This is a genomic window from Lichenicoccus sp., assembly GCF_965277665.1.
In the GTDB taxonomy this organism is placed as follows: domain Bacteria; phylum Pseudomonadota; class Alphaproteobacteria; order Acetobacterales; family Acetobacteraceae; genus Lichenicoccus.
The window spans coordinates 4,049,672-4,076,137 of sequence record NZ_OZ255835.1 but is presented as its reverse complement, the minus strand read 5'-3'; the positions used below and the strand labels follow the sequence as shown (position 1 = coordinate 4,076,137).

The window sequence follows — 26,466 nt, the reverse complement described above, 5'->3', positions numbered from 1 at the left end:
GGCCTACTCGGGACGGACGCCCGGAGCGCCCTGCGGCCTGGCTCGCGCGAACTGGCTGAGCTGTGGCTTCACATAGACCGGTGCGACAGCGGCGTCAGCCTCGCTCTCGCGCGCATACGCCGAGCAGACCCGCGCGACCGTGCGGAGCCGGAGCAGGTCCTTGGCCGCCAGCGGCAGGCCTTCGCGATTGGCACGCGCGGTGATCTGGAAGATGTGGATGGAATCCGCGCCCAGGTCGAACAGGTCGTCGTCCACGCCGACCTCGGCGCGATTGAGCACCGTCGCCCAGATCCCGGCCAGGAGCGTCTCGCTTGCGGTCCGCGGCGGAGTGGCGGCACGCGTGCCCGGGCGAACGGCTGCGACCGGAGGCTGCCCGGCCGCATGCGCCAGCGCCTTGCGATCGAGCTTGCCATTGGCGGTCGTCGGCATGCCGGCCAGCCGCACCCACCCGGTCGGGATCATGTAGTCAGGCAGGTAGGGCGTCAGCAGCGCACGCAACTGCGCCGGCGAGTGCTCGTGGCCCTCGCGTTCGACATAGCAGCCAACCAGTTGCGCCATGCCGGGCTGCTCCTCCCGCAGCACCACGGCGGATGCCTGCAGCAGCGCATGCCGCGCCAGGACCGCCTCGATCTCGCCGATCTCGATACGGAAACCACGCAGCTTGACCTGCAGGTCGATGCGTCCGAGCAGTTCCACCTCGCCGTCCGGGCGGTGCCGGGCCAGGTCGCCGGTGCGATACAGCCGCGCGGGGGCCGCGGACGTCGGCGTCGGGGATGCAAAATGATCGGGGATGAACTTCTCCTCGGTCAGCTCCGGCCGGTGGTGGTAGCCGTCGGCGACACCATCGCCGCCGATCAGCAGTTCGCCGGGCACACCGATCGGCTGCGGCTGGCCGTGACGGTCGACGATATAAAAGCTGGTATTGTCGATCGGGCCGCCGATGGTGACCGGGCCCGCGCCATGCGCCACGGCATGGGCGGCTGACCAGATTGTGGTCTCGGTCGGACCGTACATGTTCCACAGCTCGCCGCCGCCGGCCAGCAGCTGGTCGGCCAGCGCGCGCGGCAGCGGCTCGCCGCCTGCCAGCATGCGCATACCGGGTGACGGCTGGAAGCCGGCTTCCAGCAGCATGCGCCACGTCGTCGGCGTTGCCTGCACCAGGGTGGCGTCGCAACGGCGCAGGCGCGCCAGCAGCGCGGTGCCGTCCATCGCCTCGGCGGTCTCGACGATCACCGTGCGGGCGCCGACGCACAGCGGCAGGAACAGCTCAAGCACCGCAATGTCGAACGAGACGGTGGTGATCGCCGGCACCACGTCGTGCGCCGCAAGGCCCGGTCGCCGCGCCATCGCGGTCAGCAGGTTGACGACCGAGCGATGCGTGACGCGGACGCCCTTCGGCAATCCGGTCGAGCCGGATGTATAGGCGATGTAGGCCAGCCGGGCCGGGTCGAACCGGTCGGGAGGGGGCGTCTGTGGCTCCTGTGCGATCGCCGCCTCATCGATCGCGGGGTTGCAGACCAGGGAGAAGGCGTGCTGCCCGTCGACGGCGAACGGCCCGGAGACCAGCAGCCCGGCCGCCTCGCTGTCACGCAGGATATGCTGCAGGCGCGCCCGCGGATGCCGCGGATCGACCGGCACATAGGTGTAGCCCGCCTTCAGGACGCCGAGCAGGCCGACCAGCATCTCGAGCGACCGGTCCAGCATGATGACGACACGGGCGCCATCCTGGCGGATATGCCGGCGCAGATAATGCGCGACCTGGTTGGCGCGCCGGTCGAGGGCGGCGTAGGTGATCGTCCTGTCGCCGAAGCTGGCAGCGATCCCCTCCGGGGTGCGCGCGGCCTGCGCCGCCACCAGCGTGTGCACCGCCTCGTCGCGCGGATAGGCCCGCGCGGTGTCGTTCAGCGCCAGCATGGTCTGGCGGCGCTCCTGCTCCGGCAGCATCGGCACGGTGCACAACGACGCGGCGGCATGACTGCTCATCTGCTCTAGCAGCGTCTCGAACAGCGCGAGCCAGCGCGCGACAGTCTGGCCATCGAACAGGTCGCTGTTGTAGTCGCACTCGATCGCCAGCCCGTTCGGCGATTCGACGATGTTGCAGAACAGGTCGAAGTTCACGAACTGCTTGGTGTTCGCCTCGACCGCCACCTCCAGCCCGGAGAATGTCAGGCCGTCCGCAAGGCGCTCCAAATTGAACTGCACCTCGGCCAGCGGCAGCCGGTTCGGATCGCGCGGCAGCGCCAGCCGGCGCACGATCCGGCCCAGGGTGGTGTCCTGATGGTCGTACGCGTCGAGCACGACGCGTCGGGTCGCCGCCAGATGCTCGGCGACGGTGGTGGTGTCGGTCCAGCTGCCACGCAGCGGCAGGAAGTTCACGCAATGCCCGACGAGGATCTCGTCCTCGAGCGCCGATTGGCCGGCCGTCGGCACGCCGACCACGACCTCCTGGGTGTCGGCGAGACGGCCGATCAGGGCCTGGAACGTCGCCAGCAGGGTGACGAACAGGGTGCAGCCGTTTTCCGCACCCAGCCGCTTCGCCGCCCGGTACAGGTCGGGGCCGATCCGGCGGCGCTCGGTGGCGCCGCAAAAGCTCTTGATCGCCGGACGCGGGCGGTCGGACGGCAGTTCGAGCGGCTGCACCGGGGTGGCGAAGCTCTGCTGCCAGAATGCGTCGGTCTCGGCGATGGCGGCGGCGGCGCGGCGCGACTGGTCGCGGGCATAGCGGCTGAACGCCAGCGGCGCCGGCAGGCCGTGCGCGCGGCCTTCTCGCCGCGCCGCGTAGCACTCCGCCAGCTCGCCGACGATCACGTTGATCGACCAGCCGTCGCAGACGATGTGGTGGGCGGTCAGGACAAGCACCGCGCGGCCGGGCGCGAGCCGGGCCAGCGTCGCGCGCAGCAGCGGTCCGCGCACCAGGTCGAACGGCCTGCGGGCATCACGCCCGATCAGGTCCTCGAGCCCACCCGCTGCCTCGGCCAGCGTCAGCGGAACCGCCATGCGAGGCTCGATCCACATGCCGGTGCCGGCCGCATCGAAGCGCGCCCGCAGCGCATCGTGCCGGCTCGTGACATCGGCCAGCGCGCCCTCGAGCGCCTGCAGGTCGAGTTCGCCGCCCAGGGTGAGGCTCACCGACTCGTTGAACGCGCAGGACGCCTCGTCGCTCATCTGTGCCGACAGCCAGATCTCGGTCTGCGGCTCGGTCAGCGGCACCTCGAACGGCGCCTCCGGCGTCGCGGGCACGCCGGCAGCTGGATCGGGCGAGGGCAGCACGCCGGCCTGCTGGGCCCGCAGCACCGCACCCTTGAACGCGTCGGCGATGCGCGACAGGTCGGCGTCGGAATGCGCCGTCGTCAGGAAGCACGGGAAGCCTTCCTGGATGTGGATGCCGGCCTCGCGCATGTCGTAGTACAGCAGGCTCGCCAGCCCGCTTTCGGCTGCGAAGCTGAAATAGAACCAGCTCGCGAACGTCTCGACCCGCGTGACCAGACCCCGCCCCTGCAGGAAGCCGTTGATATCGTCGACCATGCGCCGGGTGCGCTGTTCCAGCGCCTGCTGCAGTCCCGGACCCGCCGCCTTGATGTGCCTCAGCACCGCATAGGCGGAGGCCAGCACCAGCGGGTGGCGCACGAAGGTGCCGGCGAAGAACGTCACCGCCACTTCCGGTACGCTCTCGTCGCCGTACTCCCACGCACCGCCGTCGAGCGCATCCATGTAGGCGGCCTTGCCGGCCAGCACGCCGATCGGCAGGCCGCCGCCGACAACCTTGCCGTAGGTAGCGAGGTCCGCGCGAATGCCGAACACCGCCTGCATGCCGCCCGGATGCACCCTGAAGCCGGTCACCACCTCGTCGAACACGAAGGCGGTGCCGGACGCGGCGGTGATTTCGCGCAGCTCGCGCAGGAACTCGACCGGACGCAGCGCCGGATGCCGGCTCTGCACCGGCTCGACGATCACCGCCGCCAGCTCGTGCGCATTATCGCGCACCCACTGCAGGGATTCCGGCGTGGCATAGTCCAGTACAACCATGTTGCCGACCGAACCGGTCGGGATGCCGGCCGCAACGGGGGTTGCGATCGGCGTCGTCTTGGACCGGCCGCCCTTGATCAGCACCTCGTCGAACTGGCCGTGGTAGGAGCCCGCGAACATCACGACCCGGCTGCGGCCGGTGACGGTACGCGCAATGCGCATCGCCGCCATCACCGCTTCCGACCCGGTATTGCAGAACGTCGCGCGCTCGTTGCCGGTGAGTTCGCAGAACAGCTCGGCGACCTTGCCGGCGAGGTCGGCCTGCGGTCCGATCGCAAAACCGGCCTGCAGCTGCGCCGACACCGCGTCGACCACGAAATCCGGGCTGTGCCCGAACGCGGTCTGGCCGAAACCGTTGACCAGATCGACATAGTCGTTGCCGTCGATGTCCCAGATGCGCGAGCCCTTCGCCCGGTCGCTGACGATCGGGTAGACCATCTCCTTCCAGATATCGCGAAACCCGGCGGCCACGCGCGGATCGGCCAGGGTCGCGCGATGTGCCGCGGTATAGTCCTTCGAGCCGCGCGTCCGGCGCACGTATCGCTCGGTCAACGATGCGAGATACTGCTGCTGCGTCGCGTCGAGATGGGTTCCGGACACCGTGCGCGTGGGTCCGAAATTCTCGAAGCGCGTCGTCGCCGCGGCCCCCGGCGCCACGGTCGCCTTGACCGGTGCCTGCACGGGCTGCGACGGAGCAGGCGCCGGTGCGGCGATGGCTGCCCCGCCGCGCAGCAGGTCGATCTGCCGGCCCATCAGCTGCGACATGGCGGCAAGCTGGTCGCGCAGGATCGCCTCCAGGCCGGCCGTCGCCGGCAAGGCCAGGGCAGCGGTCGCCGGAAGTGCGGACGGCGCCGAGACGCGGCTCGGGGCCTCCGCCAGCGCTGCCTCGGGGAGGACAGGCTGGACTGCCGACGGTGCCGCGGCTTGCGGCTCGGGCGGCACGTGCCCGGCGATGAACCGAGACAGCGCCGGGATCGTCGAGAGATCGCCGAGCAGCTGCCGGAACTTGATCTTCAGGCCGAAGCGGTTGTCCAGCCGCTGCGTCACCTGGCTCAGGAACAGCGAGTCGAAACCGAGCTCCAGGAAGCTCTTGTCCGCCTCGGCCGGCGCGACCGCCTCGCCCGACAGATCCTCGATGATCCCGGTGACCGCGCCGGTGATCCCGGCAAGGTGGCCGCCGCCCTGGCTCGCCGGCGCTGAAGATGAGGTCGAGGCTGTCTGCTGCATGGCGATCTCGGCAATACGAGGAGGCATAGAATGAAGCGCGTCCGAGGCGTCCGCGGCGCTCGCGGGAGCGGCGCCGGCGACCGGCTCGTCGATCCAGTAGCGGCTGCGCTGGAAGGGATAGGTCGGCAGCGCGACCCGGCTCGCCGGCGCGTTGTCCCGCACGGCGGACCAGTCCGGCCTGCAGCCGGCGACCCAGAGCGCGCCCAGCGAGGTCAGCATGACCTCCGGGTCCGGACGCTCGCGCGCCGTGTCCGGCAGCGACGCCAGCACCTGCTCGCGTCGCCCTTTGGCCGCGCCCTGCAGAGCCAGGGTCTGCAATGTGTTGCCGGGCCCGACCTCGATGAGGATCGGCAGCGGATGGCCGTCGCCTGACGCCGGGCCGGCCATCAGCGTCGCGAGTGCCGCGGCAAAGCGCACCGGCTCCCGGCAGTGCCGCGCCCAGTACTCGGGCGACATCGCCTGCGCGTCGGTGATCCACGTCCCGGTGACGCAGGAGACATACGGGATCGCCGGCGCAGCGAGCGCCACCCGCGCCACACGCTCCGCCAGCGGCGCCACGACCGGCTCGACCATGGCCGAATGGAAGGCGTGCGAGGTGTGCAGCCGGCGGCAGCCATCGCCGCGCTGCTGCAGCACCGCCTCCAGCGCGGCAACGGCCTCGTACGGCCCGGACACCACGCACAGGCGAGGACTGTTTACTGCCGCAATATCCAGCCCGGCGCCGAGCAGCGGCAGAATTTCGGCCTCGGCCAGGCGCACCGCCAGCATGGCGCCTCCCGGCAGCGCCTGCATCAACCGGCCGCGTTCGGCAACCAGGCCGAGCCCTTCCTCGAGCGTGAAGACGCCCGCGATGCAGGCCGCGACCAGCTCGCCGACGCTGTGGCCGATCATCATGTCTGGCACGATGCCCCAGGCCATCCACAGCCGGGCCAGCGCATACTGCACCGAGAAGATCGCCGGCTGCGCCGCCGTGGTCTCCATCAGCCGGCGGTCGCTGTCGGCGTCGCGCTGCTGCGGATAGAGCAGCGCGCGCAGGTCGATGCCGAAGCCACCCTGCAGCACCTCGGCGCACTGGTCGATGTGGCGCCGGAATTCCGCCTGCTCGCGATAGAGGTCCATCGCCATCTGCGGATACTGCGCGCCCTGGCCCGGGAACATGAAGGCGACCGGCGGCTTCGACGCGGCAGCGTGTGTCGCGGGACGTCCGGTTCCCCCGTTCAGGTGGGCCTCCAGGCGGGTGATGGCGTCACCGGTCGCGCCGCAGACGAAGGCGGCACGCTGCGCGAAGATGCTGCGTCCGACCTGCAGCGTGTCGGCCACCGCCTCGAGCGGGCGATCCGGATGGGTCCTAAGATCGGCCGCCAACCGTTGGCACGCCTGCAGCAGGGCGGCTTCGTTGCGGCCCGACAGCACCAGCAGCGCGTGCGACCGGCCGGCGGTCGCAAACGACAGGACCGGCGCCTCCTGCAGCACGACATGCGCATTGGTGCCGCCGACCCCGAAGGCGCTGACGGCGGCCCGTCTTGGCCCGGCTTCCTGCCGCCAGGGCCGCGTCTCGGCTTCGACGAAGAACGGGCTGCTGGCGAAATCGATGGCGGGATTCGGCGATCGGTAGTGCAGCATACCCGGCAGCACCCGGTGATGCAGCGACAGCGCCGCCTTGATGAGGCCGGTGACGCCGGCCGCGGCATCGAGATGACCGACATTGGGCTTGGCCGAGCCGACCGCGCAGAACTGCCGGTCCGCGGTATGCAGACGGAAGGCCTGGCTCAGGGCCGCGATCTCGATCGGGTCGCCGAGCGGGGTCGCGGTGCCGTGGCACTCGACATACGAGATCGACCGCGCATCGACGCCGGCCGCCTCCTGCGCCGCGCTGATGACGGCGGCCTGCCCAGCCACGCTCGGCGCGGTGAAACCGACCTTCGACGCGCCGTCATTATTGACCGCCGAGCCCTTGATCAGCGCGTAGATATGGTCGCCATCGGCCAGGGCATCGGCGAGGCGCTTGAGCAGCACGATGCCGGCGCCGCTGCCGAACACGGTGCCGCTTGCCTCGGCGTCGAAGGTGCGGCAGGTCCCGTCCGGCGAGACCATCCCGCCTTCCTGGTAGTGGTAGCCGCGGCGCTGCGGCAGCGTGATCGAGACGCCGCCGGCCAGCGCCATGTCGCAGGCATAGCAGAGCAGGCTCTGGCATGCCTGGACGATGGCAACCAGCGAGGTCGAGCAGGCGGTCTGCAGGCTCAGGCAGGGACCGCGCAGATCCAGCTTGTAGGCGATGCGGGTGGCGACGAAATCCAGCCCCGACGCCAGCAGGACCGGGTAGTCGCTGACCTGGTAGGTGCTGGTGTAGCGGCGCAGGCCGTCGCGGTCACCGGCGACGTTGTTGAGGAAATAGCTGTTCGGGCTGCTGCCGGCGAACACGCCGATGGTGCCGTCATAGGCGGCCGCGTCGTACCCCGCATCCTCGATCGCCTCCCAGGCGCATTCGAGCAGCACGCGCTGCTGCGGGTCGACCAGCCTGGCCTCCGCCGCGTGCATGCCGAAGAACGCCGCATCGAACTGGTCGACGCCTTCGATGACGGCACGCGCCCGCACGAAGTTGGGCGCCGCGCGCTCCTCGGGCGTGAAGGCGTCTTCGAGTTCGGCCTCGTCGAAATGCGCGATGGCATCGACGCCGTTGCAGAGATTGTCCCAGAACTGCCGCACCGAGGACGCACCCGGGAAGCGGCCGGACATGCCGACGATCGCGATGGCGTCGGCGTCTTCGTCGGGACGCTCGGTGTTGTCGTCGCGCATCGTGATGCTCTCAGGCGCGCGTGCGGCGAAGCCGGGCGAACGCGTCGCGCTGCCGCGCCCCACGATCACGCGCCGCCAGCGTGGCGACGGCGGGTCCGGCACTGTGCGACAGATGCGCGGCCAGGGACGCAATCGTCGGATGGGCGAACAGGTCGGTCATGGCGAGGTCGTTCCGCAGGCGTGTCTTCATCTCGGCGTGGATCGCCATGAGCTGCAGGGACGTGCCGCCAAGGTCGAAGAAATTCCTGTCCAGGGGCGGATCGGGTAGATCGAGGACCCGGCCCCAGATCTCGGAAATCACCCCCGCGAGGCCTTCCGGCACGGCGTCTGCCGCGGGCTCGGTCTCCCGGCCGCCAGAGGTGAATGCCGCATTGAGCGCCGCACGGTCGATCTTGCCGTTCGGCGTCAGCGGGAATGCCGCATGCACCATGAACGCCGCCGGGACCATGTAGGGCGGCAGCAGGTCGCGCAAGGCCGCGCGCAGGGCGTCGTCGCGCACGGCCGCGCGCAGGGCATCATCGTTGCCGTGCGCCGCCGCATCGACGCCAGGCGCGCCGGTCTCCGGCTGCAGGAGATGCGCCACGATCCGCTTGCCACCCGGCTCCGCCACCACGCTCACGGCCACGTCGCGCACGCCCAGTTGCGACACGTCACGCAGCGCCGCCTCGATCGCGGCCAGCTCCACGCGCTTGCCGTCGAGCTTGACCTGCCCGTCCCGGCGGCCATGGAACTCCAGGTTGCCGTCCGGGCGCTGCCGCACGATGTCGCCGGTGCGGTACAGGCGCGCACCGGGCGCCACCGCGAACGGATCGGCCAGGAACTTTTCCCCCGTCAGCCCGGGCAGGCCGAGATAGCCCAGGGCAACGCCCGCGCCGCCGGCATACAGCTCGCCGCGCTCTCCCGGCGCCACCGCCTGCAGGTTCGCATCGAGGACATGGATCGTGGTCCCGGCGATCGGCGTGCCGATCGGGATCGGGCCGGTCTCGTCGCCGGGCCGGATCGTGTAGCAGCAGGTGAAGGTCGTGTTCTCGGTCGGACCGTAGCCGTTGATCAGACGGCAGTCCGGCAATGCGTGCAGCGCACGGCCGACATGCGACGGCGACAGCACATCGCCGCCGGCCAGCAGCTGGCGCAACGGACGCAGCGCCTGCAGCCTGGTGTCGATCATCAGGTGGAACAGGCCGGCGGTGAGCCAGAGTGTTGTGATACCGTAACCTGATACGAGTTCGGCGATGTCGTCGACCGACGGGTGCGCGACTGAGGTCAGCACGAGGCGCCCGCCGTTCAGCAGCGCGCCCCAGACTTCGAAGGTCGAGGCGTCGAACGCCAGCGGCGCGAGCTGCAGCAGGACCTCGTCGGGACCAAGGGTGACGTAGTTCGCGCCGATCACCAGCCGCACGATGCCGCGATGCGGAACCGCGACCGGCTTCGGACGACCGGTCGAACCCGAGGTGAACATGATGGTGGCAACGTCGTCCGGCTGCATCGCCACGAAGCCCGCATCACCCGTGGCGGTTTGGCTGTCGTGCCAGCCCGGCGCATCATCGCTGCCGGGAACGGCGAGCGTCTGCACGCTCCAGAACCGGGCCGGGGCCAGATGCGCGGTGCCTGGATGTGCGGTGCCTGGGTGCGCGGCGTCCGCATCCGCCAGCATCGCAACGATCCCGCTATCGACGGCCATCGCCGAGAGCACCGCTCGCGGATTTGCGAGATCGAATGGAACATAGGCCGCACCGGCCCGCAGGATGCCCAGCATCGCGGCGATCTGCGCGATGCGGTCGGTCAGCACGAACCCGACCGCGGAACCGGGGCGCACGCCGTGCCGGCGCAGGTGCCGGGCGACGGCGAACGACATTTGGTCCAGCGCGGCATAGGTCACGCAACGCTGGCCGAGCTGCAGCGCCACCGCTTCAGAACGGAGTTGAACCTGTCTCTCGAAGTGCTTGGCTACCGTGGAAATGGTCGGCTCCGCTTCTGATCGAACGCATGGCGGGCGAACCGGAGCTTTGGATCGCCCATCCCCCGTTCCCACGCAGTTATCTTGATGAATTTCGCAGATATTCGCTAACAAAAATCTTCTGCACTGCAGCTTTTCCCGGCAACTGCAGCATGCGGAGCGCGATTTCCAGTCAGCCGTTGCATCGCCGCCTTGTGCAGCAGCGCCAGCCGGGCCGGGCACCGCTGCAAGCCGGTGAACAGCATTAGCCGGGAACCGCCCGCGACACCATCCGTTGCAACAGACGAACGACCTCGACGGAGCGGGACCGGGCGCAGAGCAGCAGAACCGCGACGTAGCAGAGTGCCGCCACACTGCCCTCGACGACCAGCAGCAGCAATGCCGGCCAGTGCGCGGGCACGACCTGCTCGACCCCGAGCACAGCGAGGCGCGCCATCACGCCACCCCCCATCGGCACGATGAGGCTGCTCAGCAGGGGCGCCACCGGATGCGACAACACGGACCGGATGAACGGCGCTATGAACAGGATGGCCAGGAAGCCACGCGCCACCAGCGCCGCAGCCAGTGTCGTCAAGCCATACGGGACCGCAACGTATGCGACCACCCCCGTGGTGACGGCATTGACGGCCGAGATGCCCAGCATCTGTCCGCGCCTGCCGCTCGACACCAGGAGCGGCCGGATGAAGGCATTGACCACGATATACGGCCCCAGCGCCGACAGCACGGTGAAGACGGGTGCCGCGGGCTGCAGCCGAGTACCGAACATGCTGTCGATCAGCGGCGCCGCAGCGGCGCCGGCGATCGCAAAACAGCCGATGACCGTCAGCGCCATCATACCCATGATCCGCGCAGCCACCTCGTAGCGGCGCGTCGGGTCGGAGCGGATCGAGACAAAGAGCGGCAGGAAGATGCGACTGATCGACGTGACAACGACCTCCTGCAGCACCTCGAGCAGCCGCTGGGCCACGCGCAGATAGCCGATCGATACGACGTCGAGCCTGAGTCCGGCGATCAGGGCGAAGCCGGTCCGGGCCAGATACTCGACAAGGTTGGATCCGATCAGCGGCAGCGCGAAGCGCAGCGCGGCACGAATTTCGGCCACGTCGATACGACCACGGGGACGCCACCGGGCAACGGCGCTGACGGCAACGACGAAGAACAGGACGCCGGACAGGCGCTGCACCACCAAGGCGAGGGCGCCGTGACCATAGAGCGCGAAGGGCAACGCGCTGATCGCCCCGGTGAGCGTGGCCCCGAGCGACATGAGGCCGACGGCACGATAGCGGAAGTCGCGCGTCAGCGTGGCGAGCGGTACTACCACCAGGACGTTCAACAGCATCATGGCGGAGAGCGAGCGCACCACCCAGACCAGGCGCTGCTCGCCGTAGAGGCTGGCCGCCAGCGGCGCTCCGATCCAGAGCAGGACGGACAGCGCGCCCGCGATCAGCAGGTGCGCCCAGAACGAGCCGGCCTCGCCGCGCACGTCGCCACGCTCGGAAGTAACCACACGTTCAGCTGCACCGCCGACCGCGACCGTATTGGCGAGTTCGACCAGCATCGAGCCGAGCGCCACCAGGCCGACATCGCCGACGGGGACGAAGTGCAGGATCACGGCAAAGATGACGAAGCCGACGGCCCGCTCTGCGCTGGTTGCGCCGAACGACCAGAACGCGCCAGTTGCCGCACGGCGCTCGAGGCTCATTGGTCAGGTTCCAGCGCTATCACTCCTGTCGCAGACGCCCCGCGAGCGTCAGCATCAGGCTCGTCAGCCGCGGGCTGCCATTACCGCACCGCCGCCTGCTTGCACAACCAGCGCGCGAACCCGCGGAGACTGGCGCCCGTGTTGCAGTGGTCCGAGTGGCAGGGATATCACGCGTCCGCGAGCGGCCACATCACAGCCCGTCTCGGCCGATCGCGGAGGCAGCCGCCGCAGTCTCCGGCGTATGAGGCTGGTGCCGGGTCCTAGTGCAGCGACCCAAACAGACCGAGCCGGTCTGTTTGGGTCGCTGCACTATCAATGTTCTAGGGCACCTTTAACCCAGACAAAGCTGCTCGCTTTGTCTGGGTTGGTGCACTAGCGACCGCTGCCGCGATGCATCGCACGGCCCAGCGCGCGCCGCACCGGGCGGATGAGCTTGAGGCTTTCCGACTTGAGTGCGTCCCGCCCCGGAGCGAGACCCGGGGGCAACGGGCTCACCCCGACACGGCGGAGCCTCTGGTTGAAGGCGCGGGCGCGACCGATGGCCCGGCTGCCCTCGGTTTCGAAGACGAACGCGTAGGACACCGAGCGTCCCGCGCCGGTCTCGACCCAGTGCGGCGAGTTCTGCGGCTGATGCAGGCCCAGGCCCGGACGCAGACGGAAGACGACTTCCGCCGCGGCATCGCGGCTGGCGAGATCGACCTGGCCGATATTGATGATGTTGCGGGCGTAGAAATCTTCGAGCTCACGCTCGGTCAGGACCTGCGGACCATAGACATGGTAGGTCTTTTCACCCTCGATCTGGGCGAAGAAGTTGATTTCGGGATCGAAGTGGAACGGTGTGGTGGTGGCGGCCGAGGTGATGAACACCGCCGATTCAAGCCGCACGATCCGCTCACGGGCGAGCTGCGGCTGCAACGCCACCACCTGGCCGAACAAGGTGTCGAGCAGCGAGCGGAAGCGGGAATCATGGTCCTCCGGACGCTTGAACAACAGCCGCGCCGGCCGCGAGCCGAGGGTCGCGAGGGTCTCGACCGGATCCGCCATGCTGTGCGGAACCGAGTAGAAGTCGGCACCCGGCGCCGGCGCGCTGCCGGCGACGAAGTAGTCATCCGGATGGCCGAGATACCGCCTGGACAGGGCTTCGAGGCTGTCTGCCGAGAACATGTCGAGCTCGTGCAGATTATGCTGCAGCGCGACCGGAAGGCGATCGAAGTCGGCCTTGAACCTGATGGGATCCGGCATGAACCGGCCGCGTGCCGGTCGCGGCGCAGATGGAGCAGCCACTCGGTCCAGAACGTCGAGATCGCTCTTCATGATCGCCCGCATTCACGAATTGTTATGGTAACGGCAACTAAGCACGCCCTGCGCAACGAATAGTTAGGGCCATTCCCGTGGGTAAGCAAATACTTAAGTGTATTCGTGGAGTTAAATCAACGTCATCAATTAGAACGCGAATGAGTTAAAACTTCGTCAAACAAGTCCTCGATGGTCCAACCCATGTCCTCAACGCCACCCTCGGCGGAGATCGCGGCAAAACAACTGTTAGTTGGGCCGATGCCGCATGTCCGCCAGACCCGCGAGCCGCCAGGACGGACCGCATCCGGAGCCGGGGCCAGCAGCTGCACGAAGCCGGGTTGGCTGACCACGTCGAAGCTGTCGAACGGCAGCGACAGGCCGAGGCCGGTGGCCTTCACGAATGCCTCCTTGCGGGTCCAGCAGTCGAAGAAGGCGGCTGCCTGATCCGCCGCCGCGGTCGCCGCGATCAGCGCGGCCTCGGCCGGTGCCAGCGTCGCCAGCAACTCGCTTGGCAGCGCCGCGGCCTGCTCCACATCGACACCGATGCGGCCCTGCTCGCTGACCCCCAGCAGGGCGAGGCCGCCGGAGTGGCTCAGGTTGAAGTGCAGCGCGGCACCTGCACCCGCGAGCAGCGGCTTGCCGAAGGGCCCGGAGGTGAAGCGCAGGCCGGCGGCGGGAACGCCGAGATGCCGCCCCAGCGCCTGGCGCAGGCCGCCGCGGGCAGCCAGGGCACGATTGCGCAGGAGCGGCGTGACGCGCCGCTCGGCCCGGGCACGTTCATCCTCGGACAGGCACGACCGGAACAGCGCCAGTCGCCCGGGCGGGACGTCCAGATCCCAACGCCAGAGCCGGACCGTCTCGCCTGCCTCTCCCACCGATGCCCGGCGCTAGAGCAGCATCCGATCACTTGGGATCGCTTCGCGATGCCAAGTGACGGATAAAGCTGCTCTCTCAACCGACAAGCAGAGCGTGATCGATCGGATCATGCTCTAGGTCCGGTGCTCGGGCGTCCAGGTCGCCGCGGTGCCGGGCGGCGGCTCTAGGCGGATCAGCCGCGACGCCGCCGCGAGCTTGACCCTGTCGCGCCAGGCCGAGACGCCCGGCGCAGTCGGCCTGGCGCCGAACCGGCGGACGCGATTGTTGAAGCGGTAGAGCCGCGACATCCGGTCCACCGAACGCAGGTCGTAGTTGATGCTGAGCGCGATCGAGACGTTGTCGCCGTTCCGCACCCAGTGCGGCGCGCCGGTCGGGATGTGCACGCCATGGCCGGCGCGCAGGTCGTAGGTCTGCGCGTCCTCCTGCCGCTCCGGCTTGTACACCGCGCCATTGTAGTCGCCGTCATGGAAGCGCTCCAGCTCCTCATGCGTGATCAGGCTGTGGTCGGAGGGGTCGAACACGTTCAGCGTCTTGTCGCCGACCAGCTGGACCAGGTAATTACATTCGGCATCGATATGATAGGAGGTGATGCGGTTCGGGGATGCGAGCAGGATCAGCGCCTCGCCGACCACGACATCATCGCGCATACGCGGCCCGGACAGGTCGACGACCTCCGACAGGAAGGCGCGCAGGATCGGCCCGAGCACCGGATCCTGCTCGGTGTGCTTGAGGATGACGATGGAGTTGTTGTGCGCAATGTTGCGGACCGTGTCCTGCAGCGAATGCTTCTCCGCCCGCCCCTGCTCCCACCGCGCCGTCACGTCGATCGGTCCGTTCGACCAATAGACATACTCGTCGGTCTGCGGCAGCCGCTCGGCGAGCGCCGCCACGCCCGGCACGTCGAAGCCGTCGCCGGCGCGGATGCCATGCGGGAACATGAAGCTGCTGCGGTTGTAGTGACGCGCGAACGATCCGTCCGGATCGGCAATCAGCGCCCGCGCCGGTGCGGACCGCGCGGCACGATCGAGAAGCGCTTCGGGTGTGGTATCCATGGCCTGCATCTGGATCTGTCCTGCCTCGCATGACGCCGCCGGCCGATCACGTCGTGCCGCCGCTTAACATACTTCTTCCAGCGCCGGATCGGCCTTCATTGTCTAGCCAATGTATGCCGGCATTTCCAGCCGCGTAAGCCGCCTCGGGCGCCCCTGGGACGCGACAGGATGTTATTACCGCGCCATGCGTCAGGGGCCGGCTCGCACCGCCCAACAAGCCTGTGAGGCGGCCGCCGTCACCTTGTGCGGCGCAAAACCGGTCCCAACCTCTCGGCCATGCACCCTCCCGACGCGATCGGCCCCGAGCGGCCGACCCTGTTCTGCCTGCATTTCCTTGGCGGAAGCGTTCGGAGTTGGCAGGCGGTCGCCGGTGGCCTGGCGGACGTGTTCCGGGTCGTGGCGATCGACCTGCCGGGCTTCGGCGACGCCGTCGGCCTGACCGGCTTCTCGGTGTCGGACATGGCCGACCATGTCGCAGACCGCATCCGCGCCGATGCGCCGGCACGCTGGCTGCTGGCAGGCCACAGCATGGGCGCCAAGGTCGCAATGGTGGTGGCGCGGCGGGCCGAGGATGGCGCGCCAGGACTGTCCGGCCTCGAGCGGCTGGTGCTGCTGGCCGGCTCGCCGCCCGCCCCGGAGCCGATGGACGAGGTGCAGCGCCGGAATCTGCTGGGCTGGTTCGCCGGCACCCCGGAGCAGTCGCGCCGGCAGGCGGACGGGTTCATCACGCGCAATGTCGGCCAGCCCCTGCCCGCCGGCCGGCATGAACAGGCGGTGCAGGATGTGCTGCGCTGCCGGCGCGATGCCTGGGTGGCATGGTTCGATCGTGGCAGCCGCGAGGACTGGCGGCAGCGCATCGGCGTGCTGCGGACGCCGGCGCTGATCATTTCCGGCACGCAGGATGCCGAGCTCGGACCGGCCGCGCAGCAGGCGTTGATGGAGCCGCATGTCGAGCATGCGCGGCTGGTGGCGTTGCCGGGCGCCGGGCACCTGCTGCCGATGGAGCGCCCGGCCGAGGTGGTCCGGCTGGTACGTGAAGCCGCGGCGGATCGCGGGCAGGTGCCGGCAGCCGCGGATCCGACCGGGCCCGATCCGGACGACTATGCCGCACTGATCGCCTCGCCGCGTGTCAGCGCGGCCACCCGCGCGGCGCTGCTTGCGCGCGGGCGCCCCGACGGGCCGCCGGCGCCTCGGGCGCTCGACCATCATGAGTTCGCCATCCTGCAGGCGCTGGTCGATCAGGTCCTGCCGCAGCCGGGCCGAAAGCACATCGACCTCGCCAGCCGGATCGATGCCATGCTGGCGGACGGTGCCGGGGATGGCTGGCGCTTTGCCGCCCTGCCGCCGGATGCCCTGGCCTACCGGCGCGGGCTCGCGACGATCGATGCCGTCGCCCGCGACAGGCACGGCCAGGGTTTTGCCGCACTGGATAACGCCACCCGGGATCTGCTGCTGGGGGACGCCGCGGCGGGATCATGCGCGGACCGGGCCGGCGCGGCGCAGGCAACCCGGCTGGATGCGGCGCAGATGCGTCTGTGGTTTGCGGACGTCTGTGCGGACGCGACCCGGCTCTATGCCTCGCATCCGGCGACCATGGCGCGTATCGGCTACTCGGGCATCGGCTATGGCGGCGACCAGCAGCGCCTGGCCGGCTATCGCGAGATCGGCATCGGGGCACGCGAACCCTGGGAGCCGGTCGCGGGCACCGCTCGCGCACGCGCGTCGCCCGGGCGATGAGGCTCGACGGCATGCGGCACTATCGCGAGCACGAGATCGTGGACGTCGCGGTGATCGGCACCGGCGCCGGCGGGGCACCGCTGCTGGCACGGCTCGCCGGGGCCGGCCTGTCCGCGGTGGCGCTGGAAGCCGGCCGGAACTGGAACCCGCGCGACTTCCCGGCCGACGAGGTGGCCGCCGACGGCATCTACTGGCTGGGCGAGCGGCTGAGTGCCGGCGACACCCCGGAAGCGTTCGGCGCCAACAACAGCGGCACCGGCGTCGGCGGCTCAACCTTGCACTGGGGCGCCTTCACCCCGCGCGCCGATGCGCGCGACCTGCGGCTCGGAACCGAGTTTGGCAGGGCGGTCGACTGGCCGCTCCGGTACGAGGAGCTGGTGCCGTACTACGAGGCAGTCGAGACCGCGATCGGCGTGTCCGGACCGGCTGCATATCCGTGGGATACCGGCCGCCGCTACAAGCTGCCCCCGGTGCGGCTGAACGCGCCGGCGCAAATCATGCAGCGAGCCTGCGAGGCGCTCGGCGTACGCAGTTGCGCGGCACCGGCCGCGGTGCTGCCGCAGGATGTCGTGTATCCGAAGGCGGGGCAGCCGGAGGCGGGATTGCGCCGGGCCTGCATCAATTGCGGCCACTGCCACCAGGGCTGCCGCATCGGCGCCAAGGCGAGCATGGATGTGACCTATCTGCCGCGGGCGGTGGCAAGCGGTGCCGAGATCCGCCCCGGCTGCATGGTGCATGATCTCGAGCGCGACGGCACCGGCCGGATCACTGCGGTGGTGTATCGCGAGGCCGGGTGCGTGCGTCGGCAGCGGTGCCGCGCCGTGCTCCTGTGCGCGGGGGCGGTCGAGACGCCGCGCCTGCTGCTCAATCTCGGGCTGTGCAATTCGAGCGGGCAGGTCGGGCGCAACTACATGGCGCATGTGGCGACCCAGGTCTGGGGCACCTTCGAGCAGGAGATGCGGCCGAACAAGGGCTATCCGTCCTCGCTGATCACCGAGGACATGATGCGCGCGCCCGATTGCGGGTATGAAGGCGGCTACCTGGTGCAGACCCTAGGCGTGCTGCCAGTGACCTGGGCCAACATCCTTGCCCGCGGCGGCGGGCTGTGGGGACAGCGACTGGTCGACATGCTGGACCGCTACAACCATGTCGCCGGCATCGGCATCAACGGCGAATGCCTGGCCCAGGATCGCAACTTCCTTGAGCTGGCCGACGAGCACGACGAAGCCGGCCTGTGCAAGGCGCGTATCCATTTCAGCTATGGCGAGGGCGAAATCGCGATGGATCGTCATGCGGTCGCCTGCATGACCAGGCTATGGGAGGCGGCCGGAGCCAGCGATATCATCGCCGTCGCCCGCTCGGCGCACACGATCGGCACCTGCAGGATGGGGACCGACGCAGACCAGGCGGTGGTCGATCCATTCGGACGCAGCTTCGACATCGACAATTTATGGATCTGCGACAACTCGGTGTTCCCGACCTCGCTCGCCGCCAACCCGGCGCTGACCATCATGGCATTGAGCCTGCGCACGGCGGACGCGTTCCTGCGCGTCGCAAGGTGACAACAAGAAGGAAACACCGATGATCCACGAATTGCGTCTCTACACGGCGGTCACCGGCCGCCTGCCGGACGTACTGGCCCGGTTCCGCGACCACACGCTGCGGATCTGGGACCGGCACGGCATCCGGCAGGCCGGGTTCTGGACCACGCTGGTCGGCGGCGACAGCAACGAGCTCACCTATCTGCTGGCCTGGGAGAGCATGGCCGAGCGCGAGACCCGCTGGGCCGCGTTCCAGGCCGATCCGGAATGGATCAAGGTCAGGAGCGAGACGGAAGCCGACGGCATGATCGTGGCGCGGGTAGCGAATTCGTTCCTGACGCCGACCGCATTCTCATCGGTACGCTGATCACCGCGTCTCGCCGACCTCTATCGTGACGGCATAGAGAATGCACATCCAGCCTTTGAAATCCTTGAATTCAAGAATCGGGGTCTGGGGCCCCCACTGCTCCAGGACGGGGCCCCAGCGGGACCGGGGCAGCGCCCCGACCTCGCTTCTTCAGCGCCCTGCTAGTGTCCTGAACCCGAAGTTCGCTCATTAACTGTATAAGTGGTTCGGGTGCAGAACCTCTCGATGGTTGCGAGGATGTCGTCGGCGGACTTCGTCCAACGGAACGGCTTCGGGTCGGCGTTGTGCTGGTTGATGAAAGTCTCGATCGTCTGGTGGAGGCTGGCGACGCTACGGTGAACGCCGCGTCTGATCTGCTTCTCGGTCAGCAAACCGAAGAACCGCTCGACCTGGTTCATCCACGACGCGCTGGTCGGCGTGAGGTGGATGTGCCACCGGGGGCGCTTGGCGAGCCAGTTGCGGATCAAGGGCGTCTTATGGGTAGCGTAGTTGTCCATCACCAGGTGGACATCGAGCTGGGCCGGAACATTGGCCTCGATCTCGTCGAGAAACTTGCGAAACTCGCCAGCACGATGCCGGGGATAGCAACGGCCGATGACATGTCCGGTGGCGATGTCGAGGGCAGCAAACAGCGATGTCGTGCCGTGCCGTTTGTAATCATGGGTCTGCCGCTCGACCTGCCCCGGCCTCAACGGCAACATCGGCTGGCTTCGATCGAGCGCCTGGATTTGCGACTTCTCATCGACGCAGAGCACAACCGCATGCCGGGGCGGCGAGACGTAGAGGCCGACGACGTCCCGGGTCTTGGCGACGAAATCCGGATCGGTCGACAGCTTGAACGTCTCGACGCGGTGCGGCTGCAGGCTGAACGCCCGCCAGATCCGTTGCACGCTCGTGCTCGACAAGCCCGAGGCGCGGGCCATGCTGCGCGAACTCCAGTGGGTCGCGCCGAGCGGCAGGCTCTCAAGGGTCCGGACAATCACATCCTCGATCCGGGCATCGTCAAGGGTGCGCGGCGCTCCGGAGCGTGGCTCGTCCAGCAGCCCGTCCATGCGATGCGCTGCAAAGCGTCGCCGCCATTTGCTGACGGTGACCTGATCCACGCCGAGGGACGCTGCGATGTCCTTGCCGTAGCCACCATCGGCGCAAGCAAGAATGATCCTTGCACGCATCGCCCGGCCTTGAGCGGTCGACCGCAGCTGGCTTAACGTCAGCAGCTCCGCACGCTCCGCATCGCTCAACACTATGGCGGCAGGCGGTCGACCTCTCATGTTCCGCTCCTCACCAACCAAAGGAGTATCCCATACACAAAGGTCGAGTACAAGAGTTCTCAAGCGAACTTCGGGTTCAGGACACTAGGTCATGTGGACGGATTTGGACAAGATGAGGCCGCAGGCGAAGGCCACGATTGACTCGTAGTTCTGCCGGGTTTTCTCGCATCGCAATGTTACTCGCTTGAAGCGCTTGAGCTTGCCGACTGCCTGCTCGATACGGGCGCGAGTTTTGTAGAGCAGCCTCGGGAAGTGCCTGGGGCTGTGGACGGTGATCTTGCGGACCGGAATCAGTGGGACGATGCCAAGCTTTCGTGCTGCGCTTCGGTTGCTCTTGGCGTCGTAGCCTTTGTCAGTCAGCACGGCACGCGGCTTGATGTCGGGACCGATGCCGAGCAACAGGGGGAACTGCGGGCTGTCGTTGGCCTCGCCGCCGGTCAGATGGAAGGCGAGTGGCTGCCCATCGAAGTCGGTCTTGAGGTGGATTTTGGTCGAGAAGCCGCCGCGCGACCGGCCAAGCGCCTGATTTTGCTGCCCCCTTTTGCACCTGCGGCCGAGACATGAGCGCGAACCGTAGTGCTGTCGAACATCTGCACGAGGTGCGCTCTGGGGCTGAGTTCGGCCAGCGACTGAAAGAATGCCTCGAAGACACCGCTGTTGCTCAGCCGCGAGAACCGCTTCCAGACCGTGTTCCAGAGCCCGTATTCGGCTGGCAGCGCCCGCCACGAGACGTTCTGCAGCGTGAAGAAATGCAGCGCCTCGAGAAAGCGTCTGTCATCACGAGCCTTCTCGCCCCGCCTCGGAAGACAGCCCCGGAAGACCTCCAGAACGATCTCCCAATCCTCCTCGCTCATCCGCGTCAGCATCAAACAGGTCCACTTCTGCCGACCCGCTATGAATCACTGATCGACCGTCTTGTGAATCCCTGGCCGATTCCGTCCACATGACCTAGAGCATGATCCGATCGATCATGCTCCGTTTGTCGTTTGACAGAGCAGCTTTATCGGTCACTTGGGATCGCGAAGCGATTCCAAGTGATCGGATGCTGCTCTAGCGCCACATGCCGCGCATGGCGGCGCCAACATCGACACGGTGCTGGCGGAGCGCCGTCGGGGCCGGTTCTGCCGTGGCCATCGGCCAGGTCACCGCCTCGAACAGCGGCAGCAGGGCCGCGGGGATGAAGCGCGTGCGCGCGGCGTACACATGGCGGTCGCCCTGCCAGTTCTGGCCGTGCGTGAAGAATCGGTGCGGCGTGACCAGGTGCAGGCTCTGCCTGGCCCGGGTCATCGCGACATAGAGCAGCCGCCGCTCCTCCTCGAGATCCGCGGTGGTGCCGGTGCCGAGGTCAGACGGCATGCAGCCATCGACCACGTTCAGCACATACACGGCGTTCCATTCCTGACCCTTGGCGGAGTGGATCGTGGACAGGATCAGGTAGTCTTCGTCGTGCAGCGGCACCCCAGCCTGGTCGCTGGTGGCATCCGGCGGGTCGAGCGTCAGCTCGGTCAGGAACTGGCGGCGCGACGCATAGCCGGACGCGATCTGTTCCAGCTGCAGCAGGTCGGCATGGCGCATGACGGCATCCTCGTGCAGGCGCTCGAGATGCGGCGCATACCACAGGCGCGCGCAGGCGAAATCGGCGGGCCATCCGGCGGCGCCCGAGCGTAGCCGCTGCAGGGCCTGCACGAGGTCGAGCCATGCGGCCCCCGAGCGGGGTGGCTGCGGCAAATCGGCAAGAGCGCCGATCGGGTCGGGCGACGCGGTCATCTGGTCGAGCACGCGCCTTGCCGCGGCCGGCCCGATCGCGGGCAGCAGTTGCAGGACACGGAAACCCGCGACCCGGTCTCGCGGGTTCTCCGCAAAGCGCAACACCGCCAGCAGGTCCTTGACGTGAACAGTGTCGAGGAATTTCAGGCCGCCGAACTTCACGAACGGAATGTTCCGGCGCGTCAGCTCGATCTCCAGCGGGCCACTATGGTGCGAGGTGCGGAACAGCACCGCCTGCTGCCTGAGAGCGATGCCGGCCTCGCGCTGCTCCAGCACGCATTCGGCGATGTAGCCGGCCTGGTCGGCTTCGTCGCGCACGCTGACCAGGGCGGGACGAACGGCCGCCGCGCGGTCGGTCCAGAGCGTCTTGGCGTAGCGCTCGGCCGCCAGCGCGATCACGCCGTTGGCGGCGGCGAGGATCGGCCGGGTCGAGCGGTAGTTGCGATCCAGCGTGACGATCGCGGCCGGCGGGCTGAACTGGTGCGGGAAGTCCAGGATGTTGCGCACGGTGGCGGCACGAAAGGCATAGATCGACTGCGCGTCGTCGCCGACCACGGCGAGACCGGTGCCGCGCGGCTTCAGCGCCAGCAGGATGCTGGATTGCAGGCGGTTGGTGTCCTGGTATTCGTCGACCAGCACATGATCGAAGCGATCGCCGATTTCGACGGCGAGCCACGGATCGGCCATGGTCTGCGCCCAGTACAGCAGCAGGTCGTCGTAATCGAGCACGCCCTGCGCCTGCTTGGCCTGCACGTAGGCGCCGAACAGGGCGCGCAACTGGTCGTGCCAGGCGCCGCACCAGGGGAAGTGCGCCTGCAGCACGTCCTCGAGCGGCATCTCCGCATTCACCGCGCGCGAATAGATGGCAAGGCAGGTGCCCTTGGTGGGAAACCGGCTCGTGGTCTTCGAGTAGCCCAGTTCGTGCCGGACCAGGTTCATCAGGTCGGCGGAGTCTTCGCGGTCGTGGATGGTGAAGTCCGGCGCCAGCCCGATCTGCTCGGCATGCTCGCGCAGCAGCCGCGCGCCGATGGCATGGAAGGTCCCGGCCCAGGCCAGCGCGTCGGTCATGATCCCGGCGGTGTTGCCCGGCTGCTGCATGCCGATCCGCGTTACCCGGCGCGTCATCTCGGTGGCGGCGCGACGCGAGAAGGTCATCAGCAGGATGCGCCGCGGATCGACGCCATGCGCGATCAGGTGCGCGACCCGGTGCGCCAGCGTGTTGGTCTTGCCCGACCCGGCGCCGGCGATGATCAGCAGCGGTCCGCAAGTCTCGTCGGCCAGGCCATGCTCGACCGCCTGCCGCTGCTCGGCGTTCAGTTTATCGAGATGGCTGGTCGAAATCATCGGGCGCAGTTGACCACCATTCGGTTTTTATTCGCAAACATCTACCGGAAGTCCCGAGTCGGGACCTTAATGCCCGACCCGAGTCGCAGGTCCGGCACATAGATATCCCGCGGCGGCCTTCCCACCGGAGGCTGGTCGTCGCGGGCGTCGCGCGCGCCGGACGGATGCGTCGCGACATCGCCGCGGCCGTGCCGGATCGGGAAGCTGCCGTCCTGCCGCCCGACACTGCGCAGCAGGCCGGTCAGGTCCTCCAGCCGGTCGGTCACCACATGGATCACCTCGCCCTCGCGCTGCACCTTGCCGTGGCAGGCGATCATGGCCGCCGACAACACCAGGCGACGCTGCCGCTCGAAACGGTCCGGCCACAGGATCAGGTTGGCAACCCCGGTCTCGTCCTCGATGGTGATGAACATCACCCCCTTGGCCGAGCCCGGCTTCTGCCGCACCAGCACGATCCCGGGCACCACCACCCGCCTGCCGTCGCGGATCTGCCGCAGGTCGCCGCACGCGATCATGCCGCCCGCCTGTAGCGTGGTCCGCAGGAACGAGACCGGGTGCCGGCGCAGGCTCAGCCCGACGCTGCGATAGTCCTCCACCACCTGGCACCCGTCGGTCATCGGCACCAGGGGAACCACCGGCTCGACCAGTTCCGGCTGCGGACGGCGCCCGGCATCGGCGGCGGCGAACAGCGGCAGCACGCTGTCGGCGAGGCCCTTGACCTGCCAGAGCGCCTGCCGCCGGTCGAGCCCGAGCGAGCCGAACGCATCCGCCTCGGCGAGCCGCTGCAGCGCCGCCGCCGGAAGCCTGCTACGCCGCCAGATCTCCTCGACGCTGCGATACGACGCCTCGCCCCGGGCTGACACCAGTTGGGCTGCATGCTGGTTGGCCAGCCCCTTGGTCATGCGCAGGCCCAGTCTCATCGCCATGAAGCTTCCCTTCGCCGGCTCAAGCGTGCAATCCCAGCGCGACGCATTCACGCAGACCGGCCGTATCTCGACGCCATGCTCGCTTGCATCGCGCACCACCTGCGCCGGCGCATAGAAGCCCATCGGCTGGCTGTTCAGCAGCGCCGCACAGAACGCATCCGGATGGTGGCATTTCATCCAGGACGAGGCGTAGGCGATCAGCGCGAACGAAGCGGCGTGGCTCTCCGGAAACCCGTACGAGCCGAACCCCTCGAGCTGACTGAAGGTGCGTTCGGCGAACGGCTGCTCATACCCCCGCGCAACCATGCCGCCGATCAGCTTGTCGCGGAAATGGCTGACCCCGCCGGTGAACTTGAAGGTCGCCATCGAGCGGCGCAGCTGGTCCGCCTCTCCCGGCGTGAAGCCGGCGCAGTGGATCGCCACCTGCATCGCCTGCCCCTGGAACAGCGGCACGCCGAGCGTCTTGCCCAGAACCCGGCGCAGCTCCTCCTTGGGATATGTGACGGCTTCCTTTTTCTCACGGCGCCGCAGGTACGGATGCACCATGTCGCCCTGGATCGGGCCGGGCCGCACGATCGCCACCTGCACCACGAGATCGTAGAAGGTGGTCGGCTTCAGCCGCGGCAGCATCGACATCTGCGCCCGGCTCTCGATCTGGAAGGTGCCGAGCGTGTCGGCGCGCCGGATCATCGCGTAGGTGGCCGGATCCTCGGCGGGAATGGTGGCGACATCCAGGCTGATCCCGCGATGCTGCTCGACCAGCTCGAACGAGCGGCGCATGCAGCCGAGCATGCCGAGGCCGAGCACGTCGACCTTCATGAAGCGCAACGCGTCGATATCGTCCTTGTCCCACTCGATCACCTGCCGGTCGGTCATCGCCGCCGGCTCGATCGGCACCAGGTCGTCAAGACGATCCTGGGTCAGCACGAAGCCACCCGGATGGGTGCCGAGCTGGCGCGGAAACCCGATCAGCGCACGGGCGATCTGCAGCGTGAGTTGCAGCCTGCGGTCTGCAAGGTTGAGGTTGAGCTGCTCGGCATGCTCGTCGGACACGCTGTCGCCGGACCAGGCCGACACCTGGCCGGCGAGCGCTGCGGTCACGTCCTCGGGCAGCCCCATCACCTTGCCGACGTCGCGTATGGCGCCACGCGCGCGGAACCGCATGACGGTGGCACACAAGGCCGCGCGGTCTCGCCCGTAGCGGGCATAGATCCACTGGATCACCTCCTCGCGCCGCTCTGACTCGAAATCGACGTCGATGTCCGGCGGTTCGCGCCGTTCCGCCGACACGAAACGCTCGAACAGCAGGCCGCTGCGCACCGGATCGATCGAGGTGATGCCGAGCACGTAGCAGACCGCGGAGTTGGCGGCGGACCCGCGGCCCTGGCACAGGATGCCCTGCGAGCGGGCGTAGCGGACGATGCTGTGCACGGTCAGGAAATACGGCGCGTACTCGAGTTCCGCGATCAGCCGCAGCTCGTGCCGGAGCTGCTTGTCGACACCCGCCGGCAGCCCGTCCGGATAGCGGAGCGGCAGGCTGGCCGCGACCTGCCGCGCCAGCGCCTGCTGCGGGGTCTCGCCCGGCAGCTCGGCCTCGTCGGGATACTGGTAGCGCAGCGCCGAAAGCGAAAACCGGCAGCGTTCGGCAATCTTGCATGTCTGCGCGAGAGCGTCCGGATAGGAAGCGAACAGCCGCGCCATCTCGGCCGGCGCCTTCAGATGCCGGTCGGTGAACCGCTCGCGCCGGAACCCGGCCGCATCGATGGTGCAGCCCTCGCGTATGCAGGTCACCACGTCCTGCAGGATCCGCCGCTCCGGCGTGTGGTGCAGCACGTCGCCGGTCACCACCGTAGGCACACCGGCCGCCTCGGCGAGGTCGGCGAGCTGCCGCAGCCGGACCGCATCGCCCGGGCGCCGGCGCAGGCCGAGCGAGAGATGGCAGCGCCCGTCGAAATCGCGGCGCATGCGGCGCAGCTCGTCCGCCAGCCGCGCGTCGGGCGCATCCGGCAGCAGCACCAGCAGCAGCCCCTCGCCATGCGCCGCCAGATCCTTCCAGCCAAGGTCGCAACCCCCCTTGCCGGTGCGGCCCTTGCCCAGGGTCAGCAGCCGGCACAGCCGGCCGTAGCTGGCGCGATCCATCGGGTAGGCCAGCACCGGCAGCCCGTCGGAAAGGTCGAGCCGGCAGCCGACGATGAGCCTGATGCCGACCTCCTCGGCACGGGCATGCGCACGCGCGATGCCGGCAAGCGTGTTGTGGTCGGTGATCGCGATCGCCTGCAGGCCAAGGTCCCTGGCCTGCACGAACAACTCCTCGACATGGCTGGCGCCGCGCAGGAACGAGTAGTTCGACGTCACCTGCAGTTCGACATAGTCCGCCATCGGCGATCAGTCCGCGTCCGGATGCCGATGCCGCGTGTGCCGCACCAGCCGCTCGGCGGTGAAAGCCAAGGCCAGGGCTCTGCCCTGGACCCGCTGGGGCCTGAGGCCCCAGACCCGCTTTACTAAGTTAAAGGATTTCAAAGGTTCCGCCTTTGCTGGGCTTGAGCCGCGAAGCGGATCGAGGGGGCAAAGCCCCTGCCTT

The 26,466-nt window shown here is 68.5% G+C and carries 14 protein-coding genes and 1 pseudogene; 4 read left to right on the top strand and 11 right to left on the bottom strand.

Annotation, left to right across the window (positions count from 1 at the left end; translation table 11 throughout):
- Positions 1 to 3 precede the first annotated feature (3 nt).
- Entirely contained in the window at positions 4 to 8,118 is an 8,115-nt protein-coding gene (locus ACQY4O_RS19000; RefSeq protein ID WP_428378011.1) for an amino acid adenylation domain-containing protein, read from the bottom strand.
- Positions 8,060 to 10,081, bottom strand: coding sequence for a non-ribosomal peptide synthetase (locus ACQY4O_RS18995; protein WP_428378010.1), 2,022 nt, complete (start codon positions 10,079 to 10,081; stop codon positions 8,060 to 8,062). The genes ACQY4O_RS19000 and ACQY4O_RS18995 overlap by 59 nt, the downstream gene beginning before the upstream one ends.
- Here ACQY4O_RS18995 and ACQY4O_RS18990 point away from each other — a divergent pair.
- The gene (locus tag ACQY4O_RS18990) at positions 10,036 to 10,254 is read left to right on the top strand and encodes a hypothetical protein (RefSeq protein WP_428378256.1); all 219 of its coding nucleotides are present in this window, start codon (positions 10,036 to 10,038) and stop codon (positions 10,252 to 10,254) included. The two genes, ACQY4O_RS18995 and ACQY4O_RS18990, sit on opposite strands and share 46 nt — an antisense overlap.
- Here the strand turns inward: ACQY4O_RS18990 and ACQY4O_RS18985 are convergent.
- From ACQY4O_RS18985 to ACQY4O_RS18970, 4 genes are all read right to left on the bottom strand, one after another.
- Positions 10,251 to 11,708 (bottom strand): oligosaccharide flippase family protein, encoded by a 1,458-nt coding sequence (locus ACQY4O_RS18985; protein ID WP_428378009.1) that lies wholly within the window; start codon positions 11,706 to 11,708, stop codon positions 10,251 to 10,253. The genes ACQY4O_RS18990 and ACQY4O_RS18985 overlap by 4 nt on opposite strands.
- A gap of 372 nt (positions 11,709 to 12,080) precedes the next feature.
- Positions 12,081 to 12,950: a hypothetical protein gene (locus tag ACQY4O_RS18980; RefSeq protein ID WP_428378008.1), complete on the bottom strand. Its 870-nt coding sequence runs from the start codon at positions 12,948 to 12,950 to the stop codon at positions 12,081 to 12,083.
- A gap of 197 nt (positions 12,951 to 13,147) precedes the next feature.
- Positions 13,148 to 13,879, bottom strand: coding sequence for a 4'-phosphopantetheinyl transferase family protein (locus ACQY4O_RS18975; RefSeq protein ID WP_428378007.1), 732 nt, complete (start codon positions 13,877 to 13,879; stop codon positions 13,148 to 13,150).
- 114 nt (positions 13,880 to 13,993) lie between these two features.
- Positions 13,994 to 14,941, bottom strand: a complete 948-nt coding sequence (locus ACQY4O_RS18970; protein ID WP_428378006.1) for a hypothetical protein — start codon at positions 14,939 to 14,941, stop codon at positions 13,994 to 13,996.
- Between the two features lie 267 nt (positions 14,942 to 15,208).
- On the opposite strand from ACQY4O_RS18970, the gene ACQY4O_RS18965 reads away from it, so the two are divergent.
- Genes ACQY4O_RS18965 through ACQY4O_RS18955 form a run of 3 tightly spaced genes read left to right on the top strand, consistent with a single transcriptional unit; the run spans position 15,209 to position 18,577 of the window.
- Positions 15,209 to 16,669, top strand: a complete 1,461-nt coding sequence (locus tag ACQY4O_RS18965) for an alpha/beta hydrolase (protein ID WP_428378005.1) — start codon at positions 15,209 to 15,211, stop codon at positions 16,667 to 16,669.
- Between the two features lie 11 nt (positions 16,670 to 16,680).
- Positions 16,681 to 18,231, top strand: coding sequence for a GMC family oxidoreductase (locus tag ACQY4O_RS18960; protein WP_428378004.1), 1,551 nt, complete (start codon positions 16,681 to 16,683; stop codon positions 18,229 to 18,231).
- A gap of 19 nt (positions 18,232 to 18,250) precedes the next feature.
- The gene (locus tag ACQY4O_RS18955; protein ID WP_428378003.1) at positions 18,251 to 18,577 is read left to right on the top strand and encodes an NIPSNAP family protein; all 327 of its coding nucleotides are present in this window, start codon (positions 18,251 to 18,253) and stop codon (positions 18,575 to 18,577) included.
- Between the two features lie 161 nt (positions 18,578 to 18,738).
- Here ACQY4O_RS18955 and ACQY4O_RS18950 read toward each other — a convergent pair whose 3' ends face one another.
- The 5 genes and pseudogenes from ACQY4O_RS18950 to ACQY4O_RS18930 all read right to left on the bottom strand — a co-directional run bounded on the left by ACQY4O_RS18950 (position 18,739) and on the right by ACQY4O_RS18930 (position 26,264).
- Complete coding sequence (locus ACQY4O_RS18950; protein ID WP_428378057.1) at positions 18,739 to 19,848, bottom strand: IS630 family transposase; 1,110 nt, start codon at positions 19,846 to 19,848, stop codon at positions 18,739 to 18,741.
- A gap of 84 nt (positions 19,849 to 19,932) precedes the next feature.
- Positions 19,933 to 20,352, bottom strand: a pseudogene (locus ACQY4O_RS18945) (transposase); the annotation flags it as partial.
- Complete coding sequence (locus ACQY4O_RS18940; RefSeq protein ID WP_428375103.1) at positions 20,286 to 20,702, bottom strand: transposase; 417 nt, start codon at positions 20,700 to 20,702, stop codon at positions 20,286 to 20,288. The pseudogene ACQY4O_RS18945 and the gene ACQY4O_RS18940, both read right to left, overlap by 67 nt.
- Before the next feature lie 196 nt (positions 20,703 to 20,898).
- Positions 20,899 to 22,959 (bottom strand): ATP-dependent helicase, encoded by a 2,061-nt coding sequence (locus ACQY4O_RS18935; RefSeq protein ID WP_428378002.1) that lies wholly within the window; start codon positions 22,957 to 22,959, stop codon positions 20,899 to 20,901.
- 41 nt (positions 22,960 to 23,000) lie between these two features.
- On the bottom strand, positions 23,001 to 26,264 hold the full coding sequence (locus ACQY4O_RS18930) for an error-prone DNA polymerase (RefSeq protein ID WP_428378001.1): 3,264 nt from the start codon (positions 26,262 to 26,264) through the stop codon (positions 23,001 to 23,003).
- Between the last annotated feature and the right edge of the window lie 202 nt (positions 26,265 to 26,466).